The organism is Pseudomonas putida, assembly GCF_005080685.1.
Classification (GTDB): Bacteria; Pseudomonadota; Gammaproteobacteria; order Pseudomonadales; family Pseudomonadaceae; genus Aquipseudomonas; species Aquipseudomonas putida_V.
This window is the reverse complement of record NZ_CP039371.1, coordinates 4,464,680-4,484,123: the sequence shown is the minus strand read 5'-3', so window position 1 is coordinate 4,484,123 and position 19,444 is coordinate 4,464,680. Positions and strand designations below refer to the sequence as shown.

Sequence of the window (19,444 nt, the reverse complement as noted above, 5' to 3'; positions counted from 1 at the left end):
GGTTTGGCATCCATCCGGGTACAACCATGACGCAAGTGACCACCACCACGCTCGACCACGCCCCCGACCGTTTCGTCGCGGCCCGACTCCCTCAGTGGCTGAAGCAGGCATCAGCCGCGCAGATCAACACGCTGCGCGAGCGTTACGCTGCCCACCGGCTCAGCCATCGACGGCTCACCGAAGCGCTGGCGCCGTTGCCGACGCCGCAGCAATTTGCCCTGGCTGCCTACACGCCCCTGCTTGACGGACCAGCCGCCGACATTGGCTTCGCGGGCCTGCAATGGCTGGATATGCGCCGGCACTTCAGCGTTCCACCAGGCGGAGGATTGCCCAGCGACGAGCTTGTGCCGGTCCGCTCACCTGCATTGCTGCGCTTGATGCAGAATTTTCCCGCTGGTAACCCTTCCTACATTGGCAGCGGCTTGGTGATCAGCGGTCAGGATGCCGTGCTGTCGGGGGATCCAAACGCGTTTGCCAGGCGTTGCCGGCAGTTGGATGTCGGCAAGCAGTACCAGGCGTTGCTGGAGCAGCAGTCGAACACGCAAGTACGAGGGCTGCTTGCCGATCACAAGCGCACCGGGTTTGCCCTGGCTGTGGAACTGGCGGCTCTGCAAGGCCATTTGAGCGCAGGCCAGCACGCTGCGCTGCGCAACGTTGCAGCGCCCGATCCCACGTACGCTGCGCAGGCCCTGCATGCGTATCCGGGGCAGTTGAAAATGCTCCACTGCCTGGCGGCCGATAGCCTGCTGATGCAGTTGCGTGGCCCGCAGGGAGAGGACCTCGGCATGGTGCTCTACCTGCCGCAGGATCCTGATCGGCCGCTACGGCATTTTTCCAGCCTGGCACAGCTCAATGACGTCCTGGCCGCTGACCTTGACCAACCCAGTGTGCATCAGCGGCTGAGCGAACTGGTCGGGTTGCGTGAGCGGGCCGACTTCAATGCTACGTTGGGCAAGCGGCTGCGCGATGATGACACCGACCTGGAGCTGGAGGGCGTAGCCCTTCAAGGCGACGTGTTCAAGCATCTGGCGGACAGCCATATCCTGCGGCTCAAGGACGACGCACGCTTGCTGCTGGTACCCAATGCCGATGCCGACGACAGCGATGCCCAGGCGCGTTTGGATCGCTGGGAGGGCATCGGTATGGGGGCGGTGGGTGTCGCTGGCCTGTTCGTGCCGGGGCTGGGCGAATTGCTGTTGGCGCAGTTGTTGGTGCAGACGGGCGAGGAAACCTATGAGGGCATCCGCGCTTGGGCCCAAGGGCATCAGCATGAAGCGGTGGAGCACCTGCTTGGCGTCGCCGAGGTGGTGGCAGTCACCGCCGTCACGGTTGCCGGTGTTGGCCTGGTGGCCCGGGGCTTCATGCGTAGCGATTTCGTCGATCGGCTGCAGCCGGTCGAGCTCGATGAGCAGCGGATGCGTTTATGGGATCAGGACCTGAGGCCATTCGAGGTCGATGCCAGCGAGCCTGTGCTGGAGGATGACGGCTTGTTCACCGACGGCGATCGCCGCCTGCTGCGCATCGATCGGCGCTACTATCAGGTGCATCAGCCGCAACAGGAGGGGCCGTGGCGATTGCGCCATCGCGCAGGTGGTGATGCTTTCGAACCCGAGGTCCACCACAACGGCGAACGCTTTTGGCGTTTGCGTCTGGAACGCCCGCTGGATTGGAACGACAGCGCCAGCATGCTCGATCGCTTGTGGCCGAGCGATCCGCCGCTGTCGGCGACGCGGGCAGCGCAGGTATTGCAGGCCGCAGGAATGGACCAGAACGAACTGCGTGGGCTGCTGGTGGAAAACCGTCCGGTACCCTTCAACCTGCGCGACTCGCTACGCAGGTTCGCGGCGCACGCACGGATAACCAGGCTGTTCGAGCGCCTGCGGCAAATGCCGAGCAACCTGGATGATCCGCACATTCTCGCCTGGTGCAAGGCCCAGCCTGGGATGGAGCAACTGAGCGAGGCGCAGATCGCGGCTCGGCTTGGGCAACATCCGCTTGCCTGGCGGTCACGGTTGTTCGCCTTCCTGAGTGCCGATCCGCTGCCGGACGATCCGTTGCTCGCATTGCTCAAACGCGATTTCCCCGGCCTGCCCGACAGCTACGCCGCCCAAGCCGTGCTAGGCATCTCGCCAAGCCTGCAGCGTGCGGCGATACTGGAAGGAAGGGTACCGCTCGTCATCGCCACCAAGGCCCGCTCGCTGCTGGGCTTCGCACGGCTCAACCGCGCGGTGGAGGGGGTATTTCTGGATGACAGCTACACCCCGGAAACCGGCGAACTGGTGTGCGCCCTGTTGCGTCGGCTACCGCGTTGGCCAAGGCAGGTGAACCTGGAGTTGCGCGAAGGTACAGATAGCGGAAGGCTATTGGCGACCCTGGACCCACAAGGTCCGCCGCAAACGCGTGTGATACTGGTGAAACGCGATGGTCGATTCCGTTTGTATGATCATCGTGGGCTCCCCCGTGAAGAAGATGTGGACGAGCCGGGTGATGTGTTCAGCGCCATCGTCGCGTTGCTTAGCCCTGGGCAACGAGAAACGCTCGGTCTTGCTGGCGACGACCCAGCCTCAAGTCTTCGCATGAAGCTGATCGAACTGATGCCTGCCGAGCGCCGCGACATGCTCAACCTGCTGGGGTGGCGTGACGCAGCGCCCTGGTTCAATCCAGGTGCTCGCATGAGCAATGGACGGATCGGCTATCCGCTCGGCGGCCTGGTTTCGCGACGCCAGGGGGTGGTGGGCACGTTCCGCGGCCGGATCCGCTCGTTGTACCCGACCTTCAACGAGGCCCAGGTGGAAACCTTCATGCAGCGTCTGCTGAGTGAAGAAGGATCACCCTTCGATCACTTGCTGCAACACGAGCGCAACTACGCGCGGCTGGACCGGACGCTCGATCGCTGGCAAGGCGCAGTACGCAGCCGCGCGGTCCGTGTGCAGCGGCTGCACTTGGCCAATCTATTGCGCGCGGCCTGGCGCATGGAGGGTGAGGTGATCCTCGCCGCCGATGGCCGCAGCGGTAGTCTGCGGCTCAATCTCAGCGGCTGGCGTGTCAAGCATCTGCCATCATTGCCGGCGGAGGTGGACCTGACCCATGTGGGCGAGCTGATCTTGGCCGGGCAGGACCTTGAACAAGTGCCGGCAAACTTCCTGCGCTGCTTCGGCCACTTGCATACTTCCTGCGCTGCTTCGGCCACTTGCATACCTTGACGGTGACCAACAACCGCCTGACCACCATCCCGGCCGGCATCGTTCATTTGGGCGAGCTACGCCACCTGACCCTGATGGCCAACCGTATCCGCATGACCAGCAGCAACCGCGAGGTACTCCTTTCGCTGTCACGGTTGCCTTGACGGTGACCAACAACCGCCTGACCACCATCCCGGCCGGCATCGTTCATTTGGGCGAGCTACGCCACCTGACCCTGATGGCCAACCGTATCCGCATGACCAGCAGCAACCGCGAGGTACTCCTTTCGCTGTCACGGTTGCATTCGTTGAACCTCAGTCACAACCCCCTGCACTCCCTCGACTTGCGCTTCGAGACAGCGCCGCTACTGCGGGCCCTGCGGCTGAATTTTTGTGGCCTGACCTCGGTACCCCAAGGCCTCGAGCTGTGCCAGCACCTGGATTTCGCGGACCTCAGCGACAACTCGATCACCGAGCTACCCGCCCCGCTCATGCAAATGCCCTGGGTCTTCCGTGCCAGGATCAACTTCAACCGCAATGCATTGTCGGCAAGGACGCGCGAGGATTTCTATGGCGTCGACCGGCATGGTGTGACCCTGAGGCCGCGCCGGCCCGCCAGCCAGTTCATGGACAGGTGGGTGGAGGGCGAGCCACCTGCCACTCACTTGGCCAGGTCGCAACTGTGGGCACGGCTGCGTGCCCGAGAGGGCAGCGCCGGGCTGTTCGACGTGTTGCAGGCCTTGACCGATGCCAGCGACTTCACCCAGGCGACCGACTATGTCCGTAGTCAGGTGTGGAGTTTGCTGGAGGCACTCTCCCAGGACGAGGCGCTGCAACAGCAGATCTTTGCCAGTGCGGTGGAGCCGAGAGGGTGCGTGGACAGCGTGGCGGAGCGCTTCAGCCGGTTGCAGATCGAGGTGCTGGTGTACAAGGCCGAAAAACGCAGCGCCGAGGCTGGTGCGCGCGCACAGCTGCTGGACCTGGGCCGGCGTCTGTTCCGTCTGGAACAGGTCGATCAATATGCCTTCGGGGTGATCAGGCAAAGACAACGCGACGGCCTGCACGTTGACGACCTTGAGGTCGTGCTCGGCTACCGCATCCGCCTGGCCGATGCCCTGAGCTTGCCTTGCCAGCCACGCAGCATGCGTTTCGCGCCCTTGGCAGCGATCACTGCCCAGGACGAACGCGACGCCCTGGCCGCAGTGCGGGCCGCGGAAACCTCCGAAGCAGTGGCGCAGAGCGTGGTTCGGCGAGATTTCTGGATCGCCTACCTCCGTGCTCAGCACGCCGAGGCGTTTGCTGACATCGACGCGTCCTTCGAGGCGCGTGGCACGCAACTCGATGAACAGGTGGAGAGCCTGGGCAGCCAGGACTACCGCCAGCGTTGGGATGAACTCGCCAGCGAGCGCGAGGCGGCCCGGCATGACCTGGCGTTGCAGTTGACCCGCGAAACCCTGGCGCAAGGGCAAGGCGCGTCCGGCCAAACCGCTCATCGCGATTGACCGCTTTGGCCATTGTCCGCGCGCGGCCTTGGCGGGACCATCGTCAGACCTTTGGTGCGATTCCAACAATAAGAAACCAGGAGTCTGACGATGCGCGATTACGCCGAGGCTGTTCGTTCGTTCCAATATGCCGATGCCGTGACAACGGCCTTGCATGGCAATCTGACCGCGCTCAACGCGTGCGTCGAGTGTTGCGATCGCCATGTCGGCGGCAACCGCACGGCGTTGGTCTGGGAAAACGCCGAAGGTTGCGGCAAACGCTATAGCTTCGAACAGCTGCAGCACCTGGCAGGCCGTTTCGCCAATGTGCTGCACGCCCATGGGGTTGGCCCCGGTGATCGGGTGGCTGGTCTCATGCCGCGTACGCCTGAACTGTTGGTGACCATTCTGGCCACCTGGCGGCTGGGTGCGGTGTACCAGCCGCTGTTCACCGCCTTTGGGCCCAAGGCCATCGAGCACCGCCTGCATCAGTCCCAGGCCAAGGTGGTTGTCACCGACCTGGGCAACCGTGGCAAGCTCGACGAGGTCGCCGATTGTCCGGCGCGTATCACCGTCAAAGCACCGGCCGGCGAAGCGGACTTCCAGCGACTGCTCGATGCCGTAACGGCCGAACACCCGCCGGTCATGCGCAGCGGCGACGATCCATTTCTCTTGATGTTCACGTCTGGCACCACCGGCCCGGCCAAACCGCTGGAGGTGCCGCTGCGCGCCATCGTGGCATTCCAGGGCTACATGCGCGATGCCATCGACCTGCGCCCGGACGACAGTTTCTGGAACCTGGCCGATCCCGGCTGGGCCTACGGACTCTACTATGCGGTCACCGGCCCGTTGGCCCTGGGCCATGCCACCACCTTCTACGATGGCCCGTTCAACGTAGAAAGCTGCGCACGGGTGATCGACAAGCTGGGTATCACCAATCTGGCCGGCTCGCCCACCGCCTTCCGCCTGCTGATTGCTGCCGGTGAGGGCTTCTCGGCACCGATCAAGGGCCGGCTGCGGGTGGTCAGCAGTGCCGGCGAGCCACTCAACCCCGAGGTGATCCGCTGGTTCCGCGACGAGCTCGGCGTCACCATTCATGACCATTACGGGCAGACCGAGCTGGGCATGGTGCTGTGCAACCACCATGGCCTGGAGCATCCCGTGCATCTGGGGTCGGCCGGTTTCGCCATTCCCGGGCATCGCATCGTCGTACTCGACGACCAGGGCAGCGAGCTGCCCGCCGGCCAGCCGGGCATCCTTGCGGTCGACCGCGAACAATCGCCGCTGTGCTGGTTCGGCGGCTACCACGGGCTGCCGACCAAGGCCTTCGTCGGCAAGTATTACCTGAGCGGCGACACGGTCGAGCTGAATCAAGATGGCAGCATCAGTTTCGTCGGTCGTAGCGATGATGTGATCACCACCTCGGGCTACCGGGTGGGGCCGTTCGATGTCGAAAGCGCGCTGATCGAGCACCCGGCAGTGATCGAGGCGGCGGTGATCGGCAAGCCCGACCCGGAACGCACCGAGTTGATCAAGGCCTTCGTGGTGCTGGCAAGCGGCGTCCAAGGCAGCGCCGAACTCGAAGAAACCTTGCGCCAACACGTGCGCAAGCGCCTGTACGCCCATGCCTATCCGCGTGAAATCGAATTCGTCAGCGAGCTGCCCAAGACGCCGAGCGGCAAGCTGCAACGCTTCATCCTGCGCAATCAGGAAATCGCCAAACAACAAGCGCAGCAGGCCGTCAGCGCCAGCGCCTGAAAGGACCCCACATCATGCACATCGTCAACAAGCACTTCATCGTCAGCGGCGCAGCCTCCGGGCTAGGCGCTGCCACCGCGCAGATGCTGGTCGAGGCCGGCGCCAAGGTCATGCTGGTCGACCTCAATGCCCAGGCCGTCGAGGCCAAGGCCCGTGAACTGGGTGACAACGCCCGCTTCGCGGTCGCCGACATCAGCAACGAGCAGGCCGCACAGGCTGCCGTCGATGCTGCGCTCAGCGCCTTCGGCAGCCTGCATGGGCTGGTCAACTGCGCAGGTATCGTGGGCGCCGAGAAAATCCTCGGCAAGCATGGGCCGCATGGCTTGGCCAGCTTCGCCAAGGTCATCAACGTCAACCTGGTCGGCAGTTTCAACCTGCTGCGCCTGGCTGCGGCGGCCATGGCCGAAGGCAGCGCCGACGAGGCGGGCGAGCGCGGGGTGATCATCAACACCGCCTCCATCGCCGCCTACGACGGGCAGATCGGCCAGGCCGCCTACGCTGCCTCCAAGGGCGCCATCGCCAGCCTGACCCTGCCCGCTGCCCGCGAGCTGGCGCGCTTCGGCATCCGCGTGATGACCATCGCCCCCGGCATCTTCGAAACCCCGATGATGGCCGGCATGACCGAGGAAGTGCGCGATTCTCTGGCCGCTGGCGTACCGTTCCCGCCGCGCCTGGGGCGCCCGCAGGAATACGCCGCGCTGGCCCGTCACATCATCGAGAACAGCATGCTCAACGGCGAGGTGATCCGCCTCGACGGCGCGCTGCGCATGGCTGCCAAGTAAGGAGTGAACGACATGTCCATTGCCAACGACCCGATCGTCATCGTCAGCGCCGCACGCACGCCCATGGGCGGCCTGCAGGGCGACTTCAAGAGCCTTACCGCGCCGCAGCTGGGCAGCGCGGCCATCCGTGGTGCGGTCGAGCGTGCGGGCATCGATGCCGCCAGCGTCGAGCAGGTGCTGTTCGGTTGCGTTCTGCCTGCCGGGCAGGGCCAGGCACCGGCGCGCCAGGCTGCCCTCGGTGCTGGCCTGGGCAAGCACACCACTTGCACCACCCTGAACAAGATGTGCGGCTCCGGCATGCAGGCCGCGATCATGGCCCACGACCTGCTGCTGGCCGGCAGCGCCAACGTAGTGGTCGCTGGCGGCATGGAAAGCATGAGCAATGCCCCGTACCTGTTGGACAAGGCGCGCGGCGGCTATCGCATGGGCCATGGCCGGGTCATCGACCACATGTTCATGGACGGCCTGGAAGACGCCTACGACAAGGGCCGCCTGATGGGCACCTTCGCCGAAGACTGCGCCCAGGCCAACGGCTTCAGCCGCGAAGCCCAGGACCAGTTCGCCATCGACTCGCTGACCCGTGCCCAGGAGGCCATCGGTAGCGGCCGCTTCGCCGCCGAGATCGTCCCGGTGGAGGTCACCGAAGGCAAGCAGACCCGGCTGATCAAGGACGACGAACAACCGCCCAAGGCGCGCCTGGACAAGATCCCGCAGCTCAAGCCGGCTTTCCGCGAAGGCGGTACGGTGACCGCGGCCAACTCCAGTTCGATCTCCGATGGTGCCGCCGCGCTGGTGCTGATGCGTCGTTCGCAAGCCGAAAAGCGTGGTCTCAAGCCGCTGGCGCTGATCCATGGCCACGCCGTGTTCGCCGACACCCCGGCGCTGTTCCCGACCGCGCCGATCGGAGCCATCGACAAACTGATGCAGCGCACCGGCTGGAGCCTGGGCGAGGTCGACCTGTTCGAGATCAACGAGGCCTTCGCCGTGGTCACCCTGGCGGCCATGAAACACCTCGACCTGCCACATGACAAGGTCAACATCCACGGCGGCGCCTGCGCCTTGGGCCATCCGATCGGCGCCTCGGGCGCACGTATCCTGGTGACCCTGCTGTCTGCCCTGCGCCAGAACAACCTGCGCCGTGGCGTGGCGGCCATTTGCATCGGCGGCGGCGAAGCCACGGCCATGGCCGTCGAATGCCTGTACTGAGGTGAATCATGCTGGTAACTGACGAGCAACAACAAATCGCCGACGCGGTGCGAGCCTTCGCCCAGGAGCGGCTCAAACCCTTTGCCGAGCAGTGGGACAAGGAACATCGCTTCCCCAAGGAGGCCATCCAGGAAATGGCCCAGCTCGGCCTGTTCGGCATGCTGGTACCAGAGCAATGGGGCGGCAGCGATACCGGCTACGTGGCCTACGCCATGGCGCTCGAGGAAATCGCCGCGGGCGATGGCGCCTGCTCGACCATCATGAGCGTGCACAACTCGGTGGGTTGCGTGCCGATCCTGCGCTTTGGCAACGAGCAGCAGAAGGCGCGGTTCCTTACCCCTCTGGCCAGCGGCGAGATGCTCGGAGCGTTCGCCCTGACCGAACCGCAGGCCGGCTCCGATGCCAGCAGCCTGAAGACCCGTGCCCGGCGCGAGGGCGACGAATACGTGCTCAATGGCAGCAAGCAGTTCATCACCTCGGGGCTCAACGCCGGGGTGGTGATCGTCTTCGCCGTGACCGATCCCGAGGCGGGCAAGCGTGGCATCAGTGCGTTCATCGTGCCCACCGACGCGCCGGGCTACCAGGTGGCACGGATCGAGGACAAGCTCGGCCAGCATGCCTCCGATACCTGCCAGATCGTCTTCGACAACGTGCGGGTGCCGGTGGCCAACCGCCTGGGCGAGGAGGGCGAGGGCTACAAGATCGCCCTGGCCAACCTCGAAGGTGGGCGCATCGGTATCGCCTCGCAGGCGGTTGGCATGGCGCGCGCGGCGTTCGAGGTGGCGCGCGACTATGCCAACGAGCGGCAAAGTTTTGGCAAGGCATTGATCGAACACCAGGCCGTGGCCTTCCGCCTGGCCGACATGGCCACGCGCATTGCAGTGGCCCGGCAGATGGTTTTGCATGCCGCAGCACTGCGTGATGCCGGGCGCCCAGCGCTGGTGGAAGCCTCGATGGCGAAGCTTTTCGCCTCGGAAATGGCCGAAAAGGTCTGTTCGGATGCCTTGCAGACCTTGGGTGGATATGGCTATCTGAGCGACTTCCCGCTGGAGCGGATCTATCGCGACGTTCGCGTCTGCCAGATCTACGAGGGCACCAGCGACATACAGCGCATGGTCATTGCGCGCAATCTTTGAAGGAGCAGACTGCATGGCATTCGAAACCATCTTGTTGGATATCCACGGCAAAGTCGGCCTGATCACGCTCAACCGCCCCCAGGCGCTGAACGCGCTCAACGCGCAAATCGTCGGCGAGATCAACCAGGCCCTGGACCAACTCGAGCGTGACCCGAACATCGGCTGCGTGGTGCTCACCGGCTCCGCCAAGGCTTTCGCTGCCGGCGCCGACATCAAGGAAATGGCCGATCTGCAATACCCGCAGATCTACGTCGATGATCTGTTCAGCGACGCCGATCGCATCGCCAACCGGCGCAAGCCGATCATCGCGGCCGTGTCCGGTTTTGCCCTGGGTGGCGGCTGTGAACTGGCGATGATGTGCGACTTCATCCTCGCTGGCGACAACGCCAAGTTCGGCCAGCCGGAAATCAATCTCGGTGTGCTGCCCGGCATGGGCGGTACCCAGCGCCTGACCCGTGCAGTGGGCAAGGCCAAGGCCATGGAGCTATGCCTGAGTGGTCGCCTGATGGGCGCCGAAGAAGCCGAGCGCGCAGGCCTGGTGGCGCGAGTGATACCACAGGCCGAGTTGCTGGAAGAAGCGCTGAAAGTGGCAGCCACCATCGCCGGCAAGTCGATTCCGGTGAGCATGATGGTCAAGGAGAGCGTCAACCGCGCCTTCGAGGTCAACCTCAGCGAGGGGGTTCGTTTCGAGCGCCGGGTGTTCCACGCGGCGTTCGCCACCGAGGACCAGAAGGAAGGCATGGCGGCGTTCATCGCCAAACGCGAGCCGCAGTTCAAGGATCGCTAGGCTCGACCCCGGCTAGCCGGTAACCCCGCAGCCCGCAAGCTGTGGGGTTTTCTTTTGTTCGTACGACCAGCAAGGCACGGTCGTGTCGGTGTTGCATCTCGCTGGCGCAAGCACCGACCAGCGGAATCCGGGCCAGTTCAGGTAAATTCCCCCCTGATTGCTGTTGCTCCGTGCGACGTGGCGCCTTAGACTGCCGCCCCCTGTAAAAGAGTGCCGGTTGGCGCTTGAAGAATTCCGTGCTCGATGCCGAGGCATCGAGCGCACCCGAATCGCCCAAATGCACATTTTTTCATAGAGATATCGATGACCAAGGAACAGTTGCTGGCCATGTCGGCCGATGACTACATGAACGCCGACCAGCTGGCCTTCTTCACCGGCCTGCTGCAAGCGATGAAAGTCGAAACCCATGAACGCATCGAGCTGAGCCGCGCCACCATCGAAAGCCTGGATACCCCATCGGATCCAGCAGACGTGGCTTCGGTCGAAGAAGAGCGTCACTGGCTGGTCAACGCCATCGAGCGCGACCAGCGCTTGCTGCCGCAGTTGGAAATGGCCCTGGGCCGTATCTTGGACGAGAGCTTCGGCTGGTGCGACGACAGCGGTGAGCCAATTGGTCTGCAGCGCCTGCTGATCAGCCCGACTACCAAGTACTGCATCGAAGCCCAGGAGCGTCACGAGCAGCTCGACCGTCACCAGCGGCAGATCTGACCGAGCGCGGTGCGCAAAGCCCCACGGAGCGATCCCTGGGGCTTTTTGCATTGTCTGCTTTTCGGGGCTGGGGTTTGTTGCCAGCCGCGCAAGGCTGCCTTTGTCATGTCGTACTTTTCCTGGCGTCGACTCAGGCGTATCATTCGTCCATCGTTAGGCTGCTAAGTAATGCGCCCAGCCGCGATGGGATGTAGCGGTAGCGGATAAGAAATATCGTTTCCCTCTCGACGGATTTCAGTGTTTTCGTGCATATTTCCGCTTGCAATGCCTTGAATGGCGCCAGCGTCGACTTCTTCCCTGGCCCATAACTAATCATTGCATCTTTTCCGGTGTAACCGTTGTCACACGTTACGCTTCCCGATTGGGAACTATGTCGAAAGCCTCGCGCGACGCTTGTCTGGTAGTGCGCCTTGACTATTCCTGCAAGCTGCATCGCCAAGTGGCACAGATAGTTCGCGCATTACGTCATTACTATTTTGTTTATCGACTTGAAATGGCCGTGCCTCGTCTAGAACGGGCGAGGGCGGGACGTTACCGGTTTGAGGATCACTTCATTGGCAGTCAGTACTCTTGATACCCACGCCTTGTTTGCCTTGGGCGATTTGCGCGGCAAGTTGGCCAAGCTGTTCCAGGGGCGTTTCATTTATGTTACCGAGCAGAGTCCAGAAGGCCTGTACATGGCCGAGATCGATACCGACAGCGCGTTGGTGGTCGATGACAAACAGCGCCTGGAACTGAAAGTGGGCGACCACTTCCGCGCCGCTGTTCTGCCCAGCCGTGAAGGCGGCAAGTTGGAAATGCGCTTTCGCGATATCAAGCTCAATGTCTATGGCGTCGGCGATTACGCGTTCGTCTCGGTGCCCGAGGGCGACGGCATCGTGTTCCGCGAGGGCCAGGGCGTGATGTTGGTGTTTGCCGCCCAGCAGCAAGTGCAGGAAGGCCTGGGCAAGTTGCTCAAGGCGGTGACCGGCAAGGTCGCGAAGTGGCGCAAGGGCGAACTGACCACCTTCAAGGCCAGCGAATGAGCGACGCCACAGGTGACGGGCGCGCCGCCTTTCATCGTGAGCATTCGGCAGCGGCGGTCGCCGAGGCCGAACGCCTGCTGGCCATGCGCGAACAACTGCAAGGCGCCTGGCTGAACTGGGTGGCCGGGCAGCTTTATCAGCTCAGCCCGCCGCCTTACGCCGCCATGGTCCGCCGCGAGCTGCAGCGCCTCGCTCAAGGCTGAAAATTCAGTTGCCGCGGTCGTGGCCGCTGCTGACTTCCTCGGGGACGGGGTCGCGGGCCATGCGCTTGCGGAACAACGCGGCGCGGGCCAGCAACAGGGTAGTGACCGGCACGGTAATCGCCAGCAGTACCGGGATCAGCCAGGCGTGCAGTACCGGCGCCTGCTTGAGCCACGAAAAGTACAGGATCGACGCCAGCGCCACGCACCAGGCGCCGATGGTCGAAGCCAGGGCCGGTGGGTGCATGCGCTGGAAGTAGTCCTTCAGCCGCAACAGGCCCACGGCACCGATCAAGGCGAACAGGCTGCCGATCAGTAGCAGGGCGGCGGTCAGCAACTCAAGCCAGAGCGGCAGTTCAGGGGTTGTGCTCATTCGATCACCTCGCCGCGCAAGAGGAACTTGGCCAGGGCGAACGAGCCGACGAAGCCGAACAGGGCGATCAGCAACGCGCCCTCGAAATAGGTGTCGCTGGCGTAGCGAATGCCAAGTACCAGCATCATCAGCATGCCCAGGATGTACAGGTAGTCCAGTGCCAGCACCCGGTCCTGGGCGGACGGGCCGCGAAACAGCCGTATCAGCGCCAGGGCCATGGCGAGGGCGAGGATGAACAGGCTGGCGAGGAGTGCGTTGGCGAGCAGGCCAGTCATTGGAAAATCTCCATCAGCGGGCGTTCATAGGTGTCCTTGAAGTGCTCGATGAAGCTGTGCTCGTCTTCCAGGTCGAAGACGTGGAGCAACAGCACGCTGCGGTCCAGAGCCAGTTCCGACCAGACCGTGCCGGGGACCACGGTGGTGATCATCGACAACGCGGCCAGGCCGTGCGCATCGCGCAGGTCCAGGGGGATTCGCACGAACCTGGAGCGAGGTGGGTGGCTGTTGGCGCGCAGAACCCCGCGGGCCACCTGCAGGTTGGATACGATCACGTCGACGCCGACCCGGCCAATCAGCCGGGCAATCGTCATCGGCTTGCGCACATGCGCATGCTGGGGGCGCAGGGGCGCCATCAGGATCGGTGCAAGTATCGCCAGGGCTGCGGCCAGCAACACATTGCCGGGGCTGACCGACAGGTTGAGCAGCAACCAAAGCGCGAATAGCGCAAGCGACAGCAGCGGGGCGGGAAACAGTCGCTTCATGGCTGCACCTGTACGTCGAGGGTAGTCGGGCCCGGCAGCGGCCTGGCGGCCATCACCGCCTGGATGTAGGCATCCGGAGCCTGCAGGCTGGCGGCGGTGTCCTGGGTGTAGCGCAGCAGGGGCTCGGCGCGGAAACTGAGAATGCTGCACAGGCCAAGTAGCACCACCACTGCCAGGCACTCGTAGCGGCGCAGCAGTGGTGAGGGGCGCTCCTCGGGTTTCCAGAAGCGTTGGATGCCAACGCGCCCGAAAGCGATCAGCGAGGCCAGGCCGGACAGGATCAGCAACGCTACCAAGGCCCAACCCGGCGCCGACAAGGGCTGCTCGGCAGGCACGCCAAGACCCAGCGGGTTGAACAACGCGCTGATCAGGTTGAGCTTGCCGATGAACCCCGAGAACGGTGGCATGCCGATGATCAGCAGTGCGCAGGCGATGAAGCAAAGGCCGAGGAAGGCCATGGTCCATGGGATGACCTGGCCGATCACCGCTTTTTGCTCGTCGTCGAGGTTGATGCCCTTGGGCGGGTGTAGCGACTCGAGCGGAGAGGGCATCACGCCTTCTTCGTCTTCCAGGGGCAACTCGTTGGCCGAACGTGAACGTTCGATCAGCTCGGCGAGCAGGAACAGTGCACACAGGGCCAGGGTCGAGCTCACCAGGTAGAACAGCGCCGCCCCGGTCAGCGCAGGTTGGGCGAAGCCGACCGCGGCCAGTAGCGTGCCGGCCGAGACCAGGATGCTCAAGCCGGCCATGCGCTCCAGGCGCTGTGCGGCGAGAATCGACATGGCCGCCACGGCGAGGGTGACCAGGCCACCGTAGATCAACCACTGGCCACCGAAATGTGCCGACGCGCCGGCTTGGTCGGAGAACAGCAATGTCCACAGGCGCAGCAGCGCATACAGGCCGACCTTGGTCATGATGGCGAACAGCGCCGCTACCGGTGCACTGGCCGAGGCATAGGCCGGCACCAACCAGAAGTTCAGTGGCCAGATACCGGCCTTGACCAGGAATGCCATCGCCAGGATCGCGGCCCCCGCGTGCAGCAGGCCACGGTCGGCCTCCGGCACGAGTGGGATCTTCAGCGCAAGGTCGGCCATGTTCAATGTGCCGGTGACGCCGTAGAGCATCGCCGCGCCCACCAGGAACAGCGATGAGGCGAACAGGTTGATGGCGATGTAGTGCAACCCCGCGCGCACCCGTGCCCGACCCGAACCATGCAGCAGCAGTCCGTACGAGGCTGCCAGCAGCACTTCGAAGAATACGAACAGGTTGAACAGGTCGGCCGTCAGGAAGGCGCCATACAAACCCATCAGCTGGATCTGGAACAACGCATGGAAGCTGGCGCCGGCGCTGTCCCAGCGGGCCCGGGCGAACAGCAGGGCGCTCACGCCAATGACCCCGGTCAGGGTCAGCATCAACGCCGACAGGTGATCCAGCACCAGCACGATGCCGAACGGGGCAGGCCAGTTGCCGGGCAGGTAGACACCGATCGATTCGGCCTGGCCCTGGGTGCGTACCCACAGCAGCAGGCTGACGGCGATACCCAGGCCGATGAAGCTCGACAGCAGGTTCAGGCGCGCCTTGATCTGCCGGTGTTTCTCGCCGATCAGCAGCATGATCGCCGCAGTCAGCAGCGGCAGCAGGATCGGTGCGATGATCAGTTGGCCCATACCACTCATTCGTCGCGCTCCCGGCCATCCACGTGGTCGGTGCCGGTCAAACCGCGCGAGGCCAGCATGACCACCAGGAACAGTGCGGTCATGGCGAAACTGATGACGATGGCGGTGAGGACCAGGGCCTGTGGTAATGGGTCGGTGTAGTGCAGCAGGTCCTGGGTCACGCCATCCTTGATGATCGGCTCCTTGCCGATGAACAGGCTACCCATGCTGAAGATGAACAGGTTGACCCCGTATGACAGCAAGCACAGGCCCATGATCACCTGGTAGGTCCTGGGGCGCAGGACCAGCCACACACCAGAGGCGGCCAGCACACCGATGGCGACTGCAATGACTTCTTCCATCAGGCGGCTCCTGCTTGGCTGGGTTTGGCCGGGTTGCCCGGGCGGTGGGCGCGCACCGACTGGTGGGCGAGGGCGGTGAGGATCAGCAGCGTCGAGCCGACCACCACGGTGTAAACGCCGACGTCGAAGAACAGCGCGCTGGCGACATGGATATCGCCTAGCAGCGGCAGGTGCAGATGCGCGGTATGGGTGGTGAGGAACGGGTAGCCCAGCACGATGGCGCCGACTCCCGTCAGGGTGGCGCAGAGCAGGCCCGTGCCCATCCAGCGCAGCGGTCGCAGGCTCATCTGGGCCTCGACCCACTGGGTGCCAGCGACCATGTACTGCAGGATGAACGCCACCGACATCACCAGGCCGGCGACGAAGCCGCCGCCCGGCTGGTTGTGGCCGCGCATGAACAGGTACATCGACACCAGCAGGGCAATCGGCAGCAGCAACCGCACCAGCACCGCAGGCACCATCATGAAGCCAAGCGCGGTATCTGCGGCATGGCGAGGGTTGACCAGGTCGGTGACCACGTCGGGGGCCAGCAAGCGCTGCTGGGCTGGCAGTTGCATGCTTTCCTTCGGTGGGCGGAAGCGCCGCAACAGGGCGAACACGGTCAGCGCCACGGCCACCAGTACGGTGATCTCGCCCAGGGTGTCGAAGCCACGGAAATCCACCAGCATCACGTTGACCACGTTGGTCCCGCCACCCTGGGGCAGCGCCCGGCTGAGATAGAACGAGGAGATGTCGTTGGGAGTCGGCCGGGTCAGCATCGCGTACGACAGCAGCGCCATGCCGCCACCGACCAACACCGCCAGCAACAGGTCGCGCACACGGCGCATGCGTGCACGGTCCTGGCTGCCCGGCAGCGGCGACACGCCTTCGATGCGTCGTGGCAGCCAGCGCAAGCCCAGGAGGATGAGCACGGTAGTGACCACCTCGACCACCAGTTGGGTCAGGGCCAGGTCCGGTGCCGAGAACCAGACGAAGGTGATGCAGGTCATCAGGCCGCAGACGCTGACCATGATCAGCGCGGCCAAACGATGGTACTTGGCCTGGTAGGCCGCGCCGATGGCGCAGGCGATGGCAATCAGCCACAGCGCGACGAACACTCCGGAGCCCGGGATCTTCGGTCGATCGCCCCAGCCCAGGCCGCTATAGAGCATGGGCGTGAGGCCGGCGAGAAACGCGGCGAGCACCAGCATGAACAACTGCGATTGCAGGCGGCGGGACGTCAGCAGCCGCTCGAGGCGACGAGCCACCAGCATCAGGCGAACCTGGCCGTGCTCGAACAGGCGCTTGCCATTGAAGCGCTCGATCAGCGGCGGGTAGGGGAAGCGCCCCAGACGCAGTTGCTTGCGCAGCAGCAGGTAAAGGACGATGCCGCCGCTCATGGCCACCAGGCTCATGATCAGCGGAGCGTTCCAACCATGCCAGATGGCCAGGCTGTAATCGGGTAGCGTACCGCCTACTACCGGCAGTGCGGCGGCAGCCAGCAGCGGGCCGACCGACTGGGCAGGGAAGATGCCCACCACCAGGCAGGTGAGCACCAGCAGCTCGACCGGTGCGCGCATCCAGCGAGGCGGCTCGTGGGGAGTATGCGGCAGGTCCTCGGCCTTGGGGCCGAAGAACACGTCGACGGTGAAGCGCAGCGCGTAGGCCACGCTGAAGGTGCCGGCCAGGGTGGCGATCACCGGCAGCGCAGCTTCGACCCAGGCGGTGGAGCTGATGAACACGGTTTCGGCGAAGAACATTTCCTTGGACAGGAAGCCGTTCATCAATGGTACGCCTGCCATGGAGGCACTGGCGACCATGGCCAGCGTGGCAGTATAGGGAACCAGCCTGATCAGGCCGCTGAGGCGGCGGATGTCACGGGTGCCGCTTTCATGGTCGATGATTCCGGCGGCCATGAACAGCGAGGCCTTGAAGGTGGCATGGTTGAGGATGTGGAACACCGCGGCGACCGCCGCCAGTGGGCTGTTCAGACCCAGCAGCAGGGTGATCAGGCCGAGGTGGCTGATGGTCGAGTAAGCCAGCAAGCCCTTGAGATCATTCTGGAACATCGCGGCGAAGGCGCCCAGCAGCAGGGTAATGGCGCCAGCGCCGCCGACGATCCAGAACCATTCCTCACTGCCCGACAGCACCGGCCACAGGCGCGCCAGCAGGAACACCCCGGCCTTGACCATGGTCGCCGAGTGCAGATAGGCCGAGACCGGTGTGGGCGCGGCCATCGCGTGGGGCAACCAGAACTGGAAGGGGAACTGCGCGCTCTTGCTCAGGGCGCCGACCAGGATCAGCGGCAACAGTACGGGGTACAGCGCGTGCTGGCGAATGATGTCACCGGCAGCCAGGACCTTGTCCAGGTCATAGCTGCCGACCACATGCCCGAGCAGCAGGGCCCCGACCAGCAGGCACAGGCCCCCGGCGCCGGTGACCATGAGCGCCATGTAGGCGCCGCGGCGGGCGTCGGCGCGGTGGTGCCAATAGCCGATCAGCAGGAACGAGAACAGGCTGGTCAATTCCCAGAAGAACACCATCTGGAGAAGGTTGCCGGAAATCACCAGGCCGAGCATGGCGCCCATGAACGCCAGGAAGAACGCGAAGAAACGCGGTACCGGGTCCTGCGGAGACATGTAGTAACGGGCGTACAGGGACACCAACGTACCGATGCCCAGCACCAGCAGCGAGAACAACCAGGCGAAGCCGTCCATGCGCAGCACCAGGTTCAAGCCCAGGCTTGGCAACCAGAGGAATTCCTCGCGGATCACCCCGCCATGGGCAATCTGGGGGTACAGCAGTGCTACCTGGACGGTGCCGACCAGGGCCACGACCCCGGCCAGTATGGACTCGGCGTTTCGGGCGTTGTGCGGCAGCACGGCCGCCAGGCAACTGCCCACGAACGGCAGAAGCAGTAGCACTATCAAAGACATAGCGGTCTATTCTAGAAGGATTGCCAAGGATCATACGTGCCGGGATGTCGATCACCAACACGCAAGCTGTCGCAGAATCCTACAAAAGCGCTGTGACAAGCTGTTTTTTTATAACAGTTTTTTACAGAGCATAGCCGCTGGCGAAAGGTTCATCGGCCGCTTTGGCGTTCGCCTTCGATTTGTGTTTCCGGTGCCTCGGCTTCGCTGGAAGCACGACGAAACTTCAGTTCGCTGACCACCACTGCCACCACGATCAGCAGCCCGCCGAGCAGGGCAACGCCCGGCAGACGTTCACCGGCAATGCGCCCGACGATGCCGGCCCACACCGGCTCGCCGGCGTAGATCAGTGTGGCGCGGGTTGGCGAGATCGACTTCTGCGCCCAGTTCATCGCCACCTGGATCACCGCGCTCATGGCTCCCAAGCCCAGCGCGCTGAGCAGCAGCAGCCAGGAGAAATCTGGCAGGCGCTCTTGGGTCGGCACGATCATCAGGAAAGACAGCAGCGAGGCGGTGGCCAATTGCACGACAGTCACCCGGCGCACATCGACTTGGCCTGCGTAGCGGCTGATCAGGATGATCTCACCGGCGATGGCGACGGCGCTCACCAGCGTTACCACTTCTCCTTCGCGCAAGTGCAAGGCGCCGCCTTCCGGCCCGGCCAGCAGCATGAGCCCGACGAACGCCAGACAGATCCCGATGCTTGGCATCAGCCCAGGGCGGCGGCCGAGCACCAACCACTGCAACAGCGGTACGAAGGGTACGTAAAGCGCGGTAATGAACGCCGACTGGCTGCTGCTGATGGTTTGCAAGCCCATGGTCTGCAGGCCGTAGCCAAGCATGATGGACGTGCCGATCAGCACCCCCGCCTTCAGTTCGGTGAGGGTCAGGCCCGCCAGCGATCGCGCCGAGACCAGGCCGACGAACAACGCCGCCGCGGCAAATCGCAGTCCGACGAAGAACATCGGGCCGCTCACGGTCATGACGTTGTGCACCAGCAGGAAGGTGCCACCCCACAGCATGGTGATGAACACCAGCACCATTTCGGCTTTGCTCAGGCGCAGGGTGATGGCAGATTGGGGTTGGCGGGTAGGTGGGGTCATGGTCTTGCACACTCG

At 64.1% G+C, this 19,444-nt stretch carries 18 protein-coding genes; 11 read left to right on the top strand and 7 right to left on the bottom strand.

Annotated features, from left to right (window positions below):
* Positions 1 to 26 precede the first annotated feature (26 nt).
* The 11 genes from E6B08_RS20730 (at position 27) to E6B08_RS20685 (ending at position 12,267) form a co-directional block, all read left to right on the top strand.
* A complete protein-coding gene (locus E6B08_RS20730) occupies positions 27 to 3,203 on the top strand; it encodes a dermonecrotic toxin domain-containing protein (protein WP_136915730.1) in 3,177 nt (1,058 codons plus the stop codon).
* Entirely contained in the window at positions 3,191 to 3,346 is a 156-nt protein-coding gene (locus tag E6B08_RS30885) for a hypothetical protein (RefSeq protein ID WP_192938575.1), read from the top strand. Before E6B08_RS20730 ends, E6B08_RS30885 begins: the two co-directional genes overlap by 13 nt.
* A gap of 2 nt (positions 3,347 to 3,348) precedes the next feature.
* Complete coding sequence (locus tag E6B08_RS20725; RefSeq protein WP_136915729.1) at positions 3,349 to 4,683, top strand: NEL-type E3 ubiquitin ligase domain-containing protein; 1,335 nt, start codon at positions 3,349 to 3,351, stop codon at positions 4,681 to 4,683.
* A gap of 90 nt (positions 4,684 to 4,773) precedes the next feature.
* Entirely contained in the window at positions 4,774 to 6,420 is a 1,647-nt protein-coding gene (locus tag E6B08_RS20720) for an acyl-CoA synthetase (RefSeq protein ID WP_136915728.1), read from the top strand.
* A 14-nt stretch (positions 6,421 to 6,434) separates the two neighbouring features.
* Complete coding sequence (locus E6B08_RS20715) at positions 6,435 to 7,202, top strand: SDR family NAD(P)-dependent oxidoreductase (RefSeq protein WP_136915727.1); 768 nt, start codon at positions 6,435 to 6,437, stop codon at positions 7,200 to 7,202.
* 12 nt (positions 7,203 to 7,214) lie between these two features.
* A complete protein-coding gene (locus E6B08_RS20710) occupies positions 7,215 to 8,408 on the top strand; it encodes an acetyl-CoA C-acyltransferase (protein ID WP_136915726.1) in 1,194 nt (397 codons plus the stop codon).
* A gap of 8 nt (positions 8,409 to 8,416) precedes the next feature.
* Entirely contained in the window at positions 8,417 to 9,544 is a 1,128-nt protein-coding gene (locus E6B08_RS20705) for an acyl-CoA dehydrogenase (RefSeq protein WP_136915725.1), read from the top strand.
* A gap of 13 nt (positions 9,545 to 9,557) precedes the next feature.
* Positions 9,558 to 10,331: an enoyl-CoA hydratase gene (locus E6B08_RS20700; RefSeq protein ID WP_136915724.1), complete on the top strand. Its 774-nt coding sequence runs from the start codon at positions 9,558 to 9,560 to the stop codon at positions 10,329 to 10,331.
* A gap of 303 nt (positions 10,332 to 10,634) precedes the next feature.
* Positions 10,635 to 11,039, top strand: coding sequence for a TraR/DksA family transcriptional regulator (locus tag E6B08_RS20695; RefSeq protein ID WP_136915723.1), 405 nt, complete (start codon positions 10,635 to 10,637; stop codon positions 11,037 to 11,039).
* Between the two features lie 554 nt (positions 11,040 to 11,593).
* Complete coding sequence (locus E6B08_RS20690; protein ID WP_136915722.1) at positions 11,594 to 12,064, top strand: hypothetical protein; 471 nt, start codon at positions 11,594 to 11,596, stop codon at positions 12,062 to 12,064.
* A complete protein-coding gene (locus E6B08_RS20685) occupies positions 12,061 to 12,267 on the top strand; it encodes a hypothetical protein (protein ID WP_136915721.1) in 207 nt (68 codons plus the stop codon). Before E6B08_RS20690 ends, E6B08_RS20685 begins: the two co-directional genes overlap by 4 nt.
* A 4-nt stretch (positions 12,268 to 12,271) precedes the next feature.
* On the opposite strand, the gene E6B08_RS20680 is transcribed toward E6B08_RS20685, so the two are convergent.
* From E6B08_RS20680 to E6B08_RS20650, 7 genes are all read right to left on the bottom strand, one after another.
* The gene (locus E6B08_RS20680) at positions 12,272 to 12,637 is read right to left on the bottom strand and encodes a Na+/H+ antiporter subunit G (protein ID WP_136915720.1); all 366 of its coding nucleotides are present in this window, start codon (positions 12,635 to 12,637) and stop codon (positions 12,272 to 12,274) included.
* Positions 12,634 to 12,912, bottom strand: a complete 279-nt coding sequence (locus E6B08_RS20675; protein WP_136915719.1) for a K+/H+ antiporter subunit F — start codon at positions 12,910 to 12,912, stop codon at positions 12,634 to 12,636. Before E6B08_RS20675 ends, E6B08_RS20680 begins: the two co-directional genes overlap by 4 nt.
* The gene (locus E6B08_RS20670) at positions 12,909 to 13,397 is read right to left on the bottom strand and encodes a Na+/H+ antiporter subunit E (protein WP_136915718.1); all 489 of its coding nucleotides are present in this window, start codon (positions 13,395 to 13,397) and stop codon (positions 12,909 to 12,911) included. The genes E6B08_RS20675 and E6B08_RS20670 overlap by 4 nt, the downstream gene beginning before the upstream one ends.
* On the bottom strand, positions 13,394 to 15,073 hold the full coding sequence (locus E6B08_RS20665; protein WP_136915717.1) for a monovalent cation/H+ antiporter subunit D: 1,680 nt from the start codon (positions 15,071 to 15,073) through the stop codon (positions 13,394 to 13,396). The genes E6B08_RS20670 and E6B08_RS20665 overlap by 4 nt, the downstream gene beginning before the upstream one ends.
* A complete protein-coding gene (locus E6B08_RS20660; RefSeq protein ID WP_136915716.1) occupies positions 15,070 to 15,414 on the bottom strand; it encodes a Na+/H+ antiporter subunit C in 345 nt (114 codons plus the stop codon). The genes E6B08_RS20665 and E6B08_RS20660 overlap by 4 nt, the downstream gene beginning before the upstream one ends.
* On the bottom strand, positions 15,414 to 18,329 hold the full coding sequence (locus E6B08_RS20655; protein ID WP_136915715.1) for a monovalent cation/H+ antiporter subunit A: 2,916 nt from the start codon (positions 18,327 to 18,329) through the stop codon (positions 15,414 to 15,416). The genes E6B08_RS20660 and E6B08_RS20655 overlap by 1 nt, the downstream gene beginning before the upstream one ends.
* Before the next feature lie 149 nt (positions 18,330 to 18,478).
* Positions 18,479 to 19,429: a DMT family transporter gene (locus tag E6B08_RS20650; protein WP_136915714.1), complete on the bottom strand. Its 951-nt coding sequence runs from the start codon at positions 19,427 to 19,429 to the stop codon at positions 18,479 to 18,481.
* Positions 19,430 to 19,444: the final 15 nt, after the last annotated feature.

Coding starts and splice junctions, on each gene's coding strand:
- E6B08_RS20655 (WP_136915715.1), bottom strand. CDS start 18,329: ATGTCTTTGATAGTGCTACTGCTTCTGCCGTTCGTGGGCAGTTGCCTG.
- E6B08_RS20695 (WP_136915723.1), top strand. CDS start 10,635: ATGACCAAGGAACAGTTGCTGGCCATGTCGGCCGATGACTACATGAAC.
- E6B08_RS20705 (WP_136915725.1), top strand. CDS start 8,417: ATGCTGGTAACTGACGAGCAACAACAAATCGCCGACGCGGTGCGAGCC.
- E6B08_RS20710 (WP_136915726.1), top strand. CDS start 7,215: ATGTCCATTGCCAACGACCCGATCGTCATCGTCAGCGCCGCACGCACG.
- E6B08_RS20720 (WP_136915728.1), top strand. CDS start 4,774: ATGCGCGATTACGCCGAGGCTGTTCGTTCGTTCCAATATGCCGATGCC.
- E6B08_RS20670 (WP_136915718.1), bottom strand. CDS start 13,397: ATGAAGCGACTGTTTCCCGCCCCGCTGCTGTCGCTTGCGCTATTCGCG.
- E6B08_RS20665 (WP_136915717.1), bottom strand. CDS start 15,073: ATGAGTGGTATGGGCCAACTGATCATCGCACCGATCCTGCTGCCGCTG.
- E6B08_RS20680 (WP_136915720.1), bottom strand. CDS start 12,637: ATGAGCACAACCCCTGAACTGCCGCTCTGGCTTGAGTTGCTGACCGCC.
- E6B08_RS20730 (WP_136915730.1), top strand. CDS start 27: ATGACGCAAGTGACCACCACCACGCTCGACCACGCCCCCGACCGTTTC.
- E6B08_RS20660 (WP_136915716.1), bottom strand. CDS start 15,414: ATGGAAGAAGTCATTGCAGTCGCCATCGGTGTGCTGGCCGCCTCTGGT.
- E6B08_RS20650 (WP_136915714.1), bottom strand. CDS start 19,429: ATGACCCCACCTACCCGCCAACCCCAATCTGCCATCACCCTGCGCCTG.
- E6B08_RS20715 (WP_136915727.1), top strand. CDS start 6,435: ATGCACATCGTCAACAAGCACTTCATCGTCAGCGGCGCAGCCTCCGGG.
- E6B08_RS20675 (WP_136915719.1), bottom strand. CDS start 12,912: ATGACTGGCCTGCTCGCCAACGCACTCCTCGCCAGCCTGTTCATCCTC.
- E6B08_RS20685 (WP_136915721.1), top strand. CDS start 12,061: ATGAGCGACGCCACAGGTGACGGGCGCGCCGCCTTTCATCGTGAGCAT.
- E6B08_RS20700 (WP_136915724.1), top strand. CDS start 9,558: ATGGCATTCGAAACCATCTTGTTGGATATCCACGGCAAAGTCGGCCTG.